Origin of the sequence: Erwinia sp., from assembly GCF_031978025.1 — a bacterium.
In the GTDB taxonomy this organism is placed as follows: Bacteria; Pseudomonadota; Gammaproteobacteria; order Enterobacterales; family Enterobacteriaceae; genus Erwinia.
Genome location: NZ_DALZCD010000033.1, coordinates 1 through 7,868 on the forward strand (window position 1 = coordinate 1; position 7,868 = coordinate 7,868).

Annotated in this window: 7 protein-coding genes; 1 reads left to right on the forward strand and 6 read right to left on the reverse strand. The window is 55.6% G+C overall.

All coding sequences use genetic code 11. The features are described from left to right. Positions 1-372, forward strand: a 372-nt coding sequence (locus tag RTK32_RS04295) for a NifU family protein (RefSeq protein ID WP_312042268.1), incomplete at its 5' end; no start/stop codon positions are given. A gap of 330 nt (positions 373-702) precedes the next feature. On the opposite strand, the gene malQ is transcribed toward RTK32_RS04295, so the two are convergent. From malQ to glpE, 6 genes are all read right to left on the reverse strand, one after another. Next, a complete protein-coding gene (malQ, locus tag RTK32_RS04300) occupies positions 703-2,775 on the reverse strand; it encodes a 4-alpha-glucanotransferase (RefSeq protein ID WP_312042269.1) in 2,073 nt (690 codons plus the stop codon). Next, a complete protein-coding gene (gene malP, locus RTK32_RS04305) occupies positions 2,768-5,185 on the reverse strand; it encodes a maltodextrin phosphorylase (RefSeq protein ID WP_312042270.1) in 2,418 nt (805 codons plus the stop codon). Before malP ends, malQ begins: the two co-directional genes overlap by 8 nt. 218 nt (positions 5,186-5,403) lie before the next feature. Next, the gene (locus RTK32_RS04310) at positions 5,404-5,754 is read right to left on the reverse strand and encodes a hypothetical protein (protein ID WP_312042271.1); all 351 of its coding nucleotides are present in this window, start codon (positions 5,752-5,754) and stop codon (positions 5,404-5,406) included. 51 nt (positions 5,755-5,805) lie between these two features. Next, a complete protein-coding gene (locus tag RTK32_RS04315) occupies positions 5,806-6,564 on the reverse strand; it encodes a DeoR/GlpR family transcriptional regulator (RefSeq protein WP_312042272.1) in 759 nt (252 codons plus the stop codon). 19 nt (positions 6,565-6,583) lie between these two features. Then, positions 6,584-7,396 (reverse strand): rhomboid family intramembrane serine protease GlpG, encoded by an 813-nt coding sequence (gene glpG, locus RTK32_RS04320; RefSeq protein WP_312042282.1) that lies wholly within the window; start codon positions 7,394-7,396, stop codon positions 6,584-6,586. 50 nt (positions 7,397-7,446) lie between these two features. Further along, positions 7,447-7,776: a thiosulfate sulfurtransferase GlpE gene (gene glpE, locus RTK32_RS04325; RefSeq protein ID WP_312042273.1), complete on the reverse strand. Its 330-nt coding sequence runs from the start codon at positions 7,774-7,776 to the stop codon at positions 7,447-7,449. Positions 7,777-7,868: the final 92 nt, after the last annotated feature.

Sequence of the window (7,868 nt, forward strand, 5' to 3'; positions counted from 1 at the left end):
AGCGCGCCATATCTGGAAGACGCCGAGATTGATTTCGTCACCGATAACCTCGGCTCTCAGCTGACACTGAAGGCGCCCAACGCCAAAATGCGTAAGGTGAGCGATGACGCACCGCTGATCGAGCGCGTGGAATATCAGCTGCAGGCTACCATTAATCCCCAGCTGGCCAGCCACGGCGGCAAGGTGTCGCTGATGGAAATCACCGATGACGGCTTCGCTATCCTGCAGTTTGGCGGCGGCTGTAACGGTTGTTCAATGGTTGATGTGACCCTGAAAGAAGGTATCGAGAAAGAGCTGCTGGCGACTTTCCCCGAGCTGAAAGGCGTGCGCGATCTGACCGAGCACCAGCGCGGCGAGCACTCTTTTTACTGATTTTGCAACGTCACGCCAATAAACCGGGCTGGTCGTCGACCGCCCGGTTTTTTTATCTCATCAGGTTTTCTGCCAGCGTTCAGGAACCGGCGACTCAGCAGCTGCAATCCTCTGAATAATATAACAAAGTACCCCGCCCCTTGACGCGCTAAAGGAGTAGTGTGGAGAAGATGTCAATAATGCGGCCACTGTTTTCATTCAGCTGCCACGTTCCTGCTGACATCACCTTCAGCCTGCTGATTTACACCATCAAAACCACCAACGGCCCGCTACCCGCTGCATAAAAAAACCGGCTGTCAGGCCGGTTTTTGTCTGGTGCAGCGCATAACGCTATTTGTCGTCCCTGCGTCGCCGATCAACATCCTTCAGCAACGCATTAACCTGCTTGTCGGCAAACATGTCCGCCACCGTTTTGCTGAGCTTGCGGCGCCAGTTGGGATACTGATCGACGGTACCCGGCACGTTAACCGGCTTGTCCATATCCAGCAGATCTTCCGGCTGTAAGCCCAACAGCGCGCTGTCGCTGTCGGCAATAAAACGGTGCATTCCCCGATTCAACTGCGGCGTCATTTTCATCAGGCTGGCCTTTTTGCCGCTCTCTTTCGGCAGGCAGCCGTAACGATGCAGCGCCTCCAGCAAAGCCTGCTTCTGCCGCGCCCGCTCTTTATGAAGCCCCTGCAGCACTACTTTATCGGGATAGAGTCCCAGCACTTCGCCCATTTCCAGATCGACAGCGTTCCAGAAACCGCGCAGCGTCGGCAAATCGTGCGTGGTGGCGCTCGCCATCGACTGACGCGGCCACTTATCCGGCGCACGATAGCGGTCAGGTTTTTCCTGCTCAAAATAAAGCACTTTCCAGGAGTAGACGCCGCTTTTTCGCAGCTTCGAAACGATCTCAACCGGCACCGTCCCCAGATCTTCCCCTATCACCATACATTCGTTGCGCTGGCTTTCCAGCGCCAGGATCGCCATCAGGTCGTCAACGGGATAGTAGACATAAGCGCCGTAATTGGCGGTTTCGCCATAGGGGATCCACCAAAGGCGCAGCAGCGACATCACGTGGTCGATGTGCAACGCGCCGCAGCTCATCATGTTGGCTCTGAGCAGATCGATAAAGGGCTGGTAGCCGCGCTCGGTCATAATATGCGGATCCATCGGTGGCAATCCCCAGTTCTGTCCCAGCGGGCCCAGGATATCCGGCGGTGCGCCTACCGAGGCATCCATACAGTACAGCTCGCGGTCACACCAGGTTTCGGCACCGCCTTCCGCTACGCCAACGGCCAAATCGCGATAAAGCCCTATCGGCATAGCGTGCTGCTGGCTGACCTGCCAGCATTCTTCAAATTGCCGGTTCGCCAGCCATTGCATCCACAGCCAGAAACGTACGTCGTCCTCATGCTCGTGGCAGAATTTCCGAACGGCTTCGCTATGCGCTTCCCGTAGGTTTTCCGGCCACACCGGCCAGCCCCAGGCGTCCTCATTTTCACGCAGCATTGCACCGTGCAGCGCGTCGAATGCGGCCTGCCAATAAAGGCTTTCGCCGCCCTTTTCGATAAAGGCGGCAAAATGCGTCTGGCTGGGATCGTCCTGCTGACGCTGGCTGAACTGCTGCCAGGCATGGCGCAAGGCCGTTATTTTCAGATCGCCTACCGCGTTATAATCTACCCATTCGGCCTCCCGGGCCTGATTTAAGCGTTTCTGAATGGCTTTGCCGCGCAGCCAGCGCTGGGCTTCTTTATTTTCCTGGAAATCCGGGACGACATTGACGTCAATATAAAGCACGTTAAGCCAGCGCCGCGAAGAAGGACTATACGGGCTGGCGTTAGCCGGACTGGCTGGATAGAGGGAGTGGATAGGGTTGAGACCGATAAACGATCCGCCGCGCGTGGCGATTTCCGTCAGCATTTGCTTCAGGTCGCTGAAATCGCCAATGCCCCAGTTTTGTTCAGTTTTCACCGTATAAAGCTGGACGCAGGCACCCCACAGCTTTTTACCCTGACGCAGCGGCTCCGGCTCGTAGCAGCGTTTTGGTGCAATGATAATCCGACACGGCCAGCTTTTTTTCCCCTGGCGCAGCGACAGATCGTGATAGCCATACGCCAGCGAGGAAGGCAGCGTAATAGCTTCTCCGGCGTTGACCTCGCCTTGATATTCACGGCCTTTTTCGCTGGTCAGCTGCCATTGATAGCTGCCCTTGCCGCCGACTTCCAGCGCCATTTCCCGTTTGCGCGGGAAAACTTTGCAAGATGGAATCGGGCCGGGCTTGCGGCGATCGGTTGACATTGCCGCCAGCAAGCGCTGACGGATATCGGGGGAAATCTCTTCCCGCTCGCCTTTGGCGTTAATGTAACTGGCAGCGATGCCTGCTGCCGCTGCCGCCTGCTCAAATTTCTTTTTATCCATTGCTGCTCCCTGTGCGTCTGGCCTGCCAGATACGCTGCTGATAGTCACGAATAGAACGGTCGGAACTGAACATGCCGCAACGCGCGGTATTAAGGATGGTCATCCTCGTCCAGGCGTCCTGGTCAAGATAGTGCTGTTCGGCACGCTTTTGCGCTTCGCAGTAGCTGGCAAAATCGGCCAGCGCCAGCCAGTAATCGCCTCCTTCACCCAGGCTGTTAAGCAGCGGTGCAAAGGCCTGCTTGTCGCCACTGCTGAAAAAACCGTTCTCCAGCTCTTTCAGAATGGCATTGAGGTGCTTATCTTTTTTACGCAGTTTCAGCGGCGCATAGCCCTTCTTACGTAGCGCCTTTACCTCGTCCACGGTGTGCCCGAATATAAAGATATTTTCTTCCCCTACCTGCTCCGCAATTTCTACGTTGGCACCATCCAGCGTGCCAACGGTGAGTGCGCCGTTCAGCGCCAGCTTCATATTGCCGGTGCCGGAAGCCTCATAGCCCGCCGTCGAGATCTGCTCTGAAATATCTGCGGCGGGGATCATCAATTCAGCCGCAGTGATTCGATAATCCGGGATAAACACGACCTTCATTTTGTCGCCGATAACCGGATCGTTATTGATTTTCTCGGCCACTTTATTGATGGCGTAAATGATATTTTTTGCCAGGTAATAGCCAGGGGCGGCTTTGGCACCAAACAGAAAGACGCGCGGTACCCAGGCCATATCAGGATTTTCACGCAGCCTTTTGTAGCACGAGAGAATATGCAACAGCCCAAGGTGCTGCCGCTTGTACTCATGCAGCCGCTTAATTTGCACGTCAAATAACGCCTGGGGACTCACTACTATGCCGGTTACGCGATGGACATACTCTGCCAGCCGCACTTTATTATCGTATTTGATCTGGCGATAGCGTTGGCGAAAAGCCGCATCGTCAGCGAACGTTTCCAGCCCTTTAAGGGCTTCCAGACGATTTACCCACTCTTCTTTCAGCGTGTCGTCAAGCAGCGACGCCAGCTGTGGATTGCACTGTTTCAACCAGCGGCGTGGCGTGATGCCGTTAGTGACATTGTGGAATTTGGTCGGCCAGAGCCGGTGATATTCCGGGAAGAGATCTTTAACCACCAGCGCCGAATGCAGCGCCGCCACGCCGTTAACCGCAAAACAGCTGACCACGCACAGATTCGCCATACGCAGCTGGTTGTCATACAACAGCGCCAGTTTTGCCCAAACCGCTTCGTCGCCCGGCCACACTTTATCCACCTGCTTTTTAAAACGGCGGTCGATCTCTTTAATAATCATAAAATGACGCGGCAGCAGCGAGCGCACCAGCCGCTGATCCCAACACTCCAGCGCTTCCGGCATCAGCGTGTGGTTGGTATAGGCGAAGGTGTGGCTGACAATGGCCCAGGCGTCATCCCACGCCAGCTGGTGCTCGTCCAGCAACACGCGCATCATCTCCGGAATGGCGATGGTGGGATGAGTATCGTTAAGCTGAATCACTTCATAGTCGGGCAGTTCGGCAATATGGCGCCCTGCAAGATGATGGCGGCGTAAAATATCCGCTACCGAACAGGCACACTGGAAATACTGCTGCATCAGGCGCAGGCGTTTGCCTTCCTGATGGTTGTCATTGGGGTAAAGTACCTTGGTCAGCTTTGCCGCGTCGATTCCCCGCTGTTCCGCCTGCAGGAATTTTCCGTCGTTAAACAGCGTCAGATCAAAAGGATGCGCGTGGCTGGCCTGCCAAAGCCTCAGAGGCTGCGTCACCCCGTTGCGATAGCCGACCACGGGCAGATCCCACGCCTCGCCGCGCAGGACAAAGGCAGGCTGCCAGTCGACCACACCCTCGCTGTTTTTGACTTTACCACCGAATCCGACATTGACGTCCAGCGCGCTATTGTGACGAAACCACGGATAGCGTTCGCGGTGCCAGTCGTCCGGAGCCTCCATCTGGCGGCCATCGTCAAAAGACTGGCGAAACAGGCCATACTGATAATTCAGGCCGTAACCGGTAGCGGACTGCCCGACCGTGGCCATAGAATCCAGGTAACAGGCGGCCAGCCGCCCCAGTCCCCCATTGCCCAGCGCCGGATCGACTTCTTCTTCCAGTAGTTCGCTCAGGCTGCACTGATGAACGGCCAGCGCCGCTTTTACGTCGTCATACCATCCGAGGTTCAATAGCGTGTTGCCGGTCAGCCTGCCGATCAAAAACTCCATGGAAATGTAGTTTACGTGGCGCTGCTTCTTGACCGGCTTTGCGGGCGTGGCGGCAGTCAGCATCTCGGCCAGCGCGCCGCTCAGCGCTTGCCACCATTGGTGAGAGGTCATTTCTTCTGCTGAAGAAAGCCCGGCGCGCTGCCACTGACGGGCCAAAGATGCTTCAAAACGGGCCTGATTAAATTTCTGCTGCGACATGCCGCTTCCTTTTGAAATGGTAAGAGAAGAACAGGCGGGACACATACAGTTAAGACCTGAACAGAAAAAAATGCTCATGCAGACACGTGAAAAAGTCGAAACGCTTTTTCTCATGATTTCAACGGGCCAGGTTAGCGGGGGGAGATCTGCGGTTTTTGCGGAAGCGGTTTTAGGCCGTGAGCGTCACGCGGCCGGCCTTTTACAGCGGGCCGGTGCTGCTAGGGTTGCCGACAATCCTTGTCGATCTCTTTCTCAATTTCAGCCGGTTTGGCATCCTGCGTCAGAAGCTTGAAGCGGTATTTCAATTTACGGCCTTGCGCATCGCACCGGTTCGACTCTGCCAGCGCCACTGCGGCGCTGTAAGCCTCATAGCAGGTGTCTGCATCCTCTACATGCTGTTTACACTGGCTAAAAACTTGCCAGGTCAGGTCGGGCCTTTCGCTATACCAGACGATTTGCGGATTGCTTTTTATCTCTTTCAGCTGCTGCGGAAGGTAAAAATAGCCGGCAGCAAACCCAATAAGTAATACCGGGATCAACATTACGCCGAAATGCACTTTTACCTTCATTTCTGTTTACGCTCCCTCACTTCGCTACCGTATTTTCTGTCGCTCAAGGCTTCAGCAAATTTCCAGATGGACTTCGTGCTGCTCGATGGTTTTCAACACGCCGGGAGGCGGCACTTCATCCGTAAAGAGATAGTCAATCAGGCTCATGTTCCCCAGGTTGACCATTGCGTTGCGGCCAAATTTTGAGTGGTCGGCCACCAGCATGACGCAGCGCGAGTTTTCAATAATCGCCCGCTTGGTGCGGACTTCGTGATAGTCAAAGTCCAGCAGCGAGCCGTCTGTATCGATTCCGCTGATGCCCAGAATGCCGTAATCCAGGCGGAACTGAGAAATATAATCCAGCGTCGCCTCGCCCATGATGCCGCCATCGCGCGTGCGCACTTCGCCGCCTGCCACAATAAGACTGAAGTCGGGCTTGCTCATCAGCAGCATCGCCACATTAAGATTGTTGGTGACGATGCGCAAATTATTATGGTTAAGCAACGCGTGCGCGACGGCTTCCGGCGTGGTGCCAATGTCGATAAACAGCGAAGCGCCGTCCGGGATCTGGCTGGCTACGCGCTGCGCGATACGCGCTTTCTCCGCCGACCACATCATTTTACGATCCTGCCAGGCGGTGTTTTCCGAACTGGAGGGCAGCGCCGCGCCGCCGTGGTGGCGCTGGATTTTATTCTGCTCCGCCAGCTCGTTCAGGTCGCGACGGATGGTTTGCGGGCTGACGGTAAAGTGATCCACCAACTCCTCGGTACTGACATAGCCCTGACGACGAACCAGATCGATAATGGCGTCATGTCGTTGCGTCTGCTTCACAAAGCTCTCCTGTTGCCCGTTATTTTTTTCGGGTATCTACAAAAGCCATCGCCAGACCGAGCAGCAGCCCGGTAACGTGAGCGGCGTTGGCGATCGACAAATCAAACCAGCCCACATAGCCAATAACCAGCCAGACGATGGAAAACGCCATCAGGCCACGCTCAAGGAAGATACCGCTGGCGGGATCTCGTTCGCCCCGTAGCCAGGCGTAGCCCATCAGCGCATATACCACCCCAGAAAGGCCGCCAAACAGCACGCCGCTGAACTTCGCCTGCATCCAGCCGCTAAGCAGCGCGGAGATTAGCATAATCACGAACAGCTTACCGCTGCCCAGCCTTTTTTCAATGGCGCCGCCCAGATACCACCACCAGAGCAAATTAAAGAGGATATGTACCAGTGAAAAATGCAGCAGCGCGTGGCTGAACCAGCGCCACAGCTGATAATGCTGATCGGCATCCGGCCAGGCGAGCCAGCTCATCACAGTGCTGTCGCCGACAATCTGCATTAAAATAAAGACGGCGATGCAGACCGCCATCACGGTCAGGGTCAGCGGGCCGGCCCGTTCACGCAGGTTAGCCATCAGCGAAGAATGGGTATAGGTAATGCCGCTGTTGGTGGTGCCTGAGTGCCAGCTAGCCGCCTGATAGCGCGGATGATTCGGTTCGCGAATAAACTGGTTGAGCTCGTTTTCGACCTGTTCCAGCTGGGCATCATTATCCAGCCATAGCGTATAACGGCTTTCCTGCTCAATCCGCAGCGCGACGCCGCGAGTCGCCATGTAGTCCACAAAAGCCTGCGCCATGCGAAGGCTGGAAAAATCGGTAATGCGCATCATCGCCGGTAAAGTCCCTGTTGTTCTGAAAAAGAGTTTCCTGTCTGCGGTTACTCCGCGGCGGAATCAACCTGCTGGGGGAAAGCGGCGCGCCAGGCATCGAAACCGCCATCAATACTGTAAGCCTCTTTAAAACCCTGCGTCAGCAGGTACTGTGCCGCACCTTTGCTGCTGTTGCCGTGGTAGCACATCACCAGCACCGGCACAGAACGATCGCTCTGTTGAATGAAGGTGCTCAGCGTAGTGTTAGTCAGATGGAAAGCGCCGCTGGCATGGCCCATCGCATAGCTTTGCGGATCGCGGATATCGACCAGCAGCGCGTGGTTATCGGTCAGCAAAGTCTGCGCCTGCTGTACATTGATGCACTCAAATTGTTCCATGATCGGTTTCCGAGTAATAACAAACGGGCGCTATTGTATCGCGAACGCTGCCGACAATAACCCAATAAAGTGCAGGGCTATAAGGCTTTTTG

What these genes read in the sequence shown, in the direction of transcription:
- malQ (WP_312042269.1), bottom strand. Translation starts at nt 2,775, where the DNA reads ATGGATAAAAAGAAATTTGAGCAGGCGGCAGCGGCAGCAGGCATCGCT.
- malP (WP_312042270.1), bottom strand. Translation starts at nt 5,185, where the DNA reads ATGTCGCAGCAGAAATTTAATCAGGCCCGTTTTGAAGCATCTTTGGCC.
- RTK32_RS04310 (WP_312042271.1), bottom strand. Translation starts at nt 5,754, where the DNA reads ATGAAGGTAAAAGTGCATTTCGGCGTAATGTTGATCCCGGTATTACTT.
- glpG (WP_312042282.1), bottom strand. Translation starts at nt 7,396, where the DNA reads ATGCGCATTACCGATTTTTCCAGCCTTCGCATGGCGCAGGCTTTTGTG.
- glpE (WP_312042273.1), bottom strand. Translation starts at nt 7,776, where the DNA reads ATGGAACAATTTGAGTGCATCAATGTACAGCAGGCGCAGACTTTGCTG.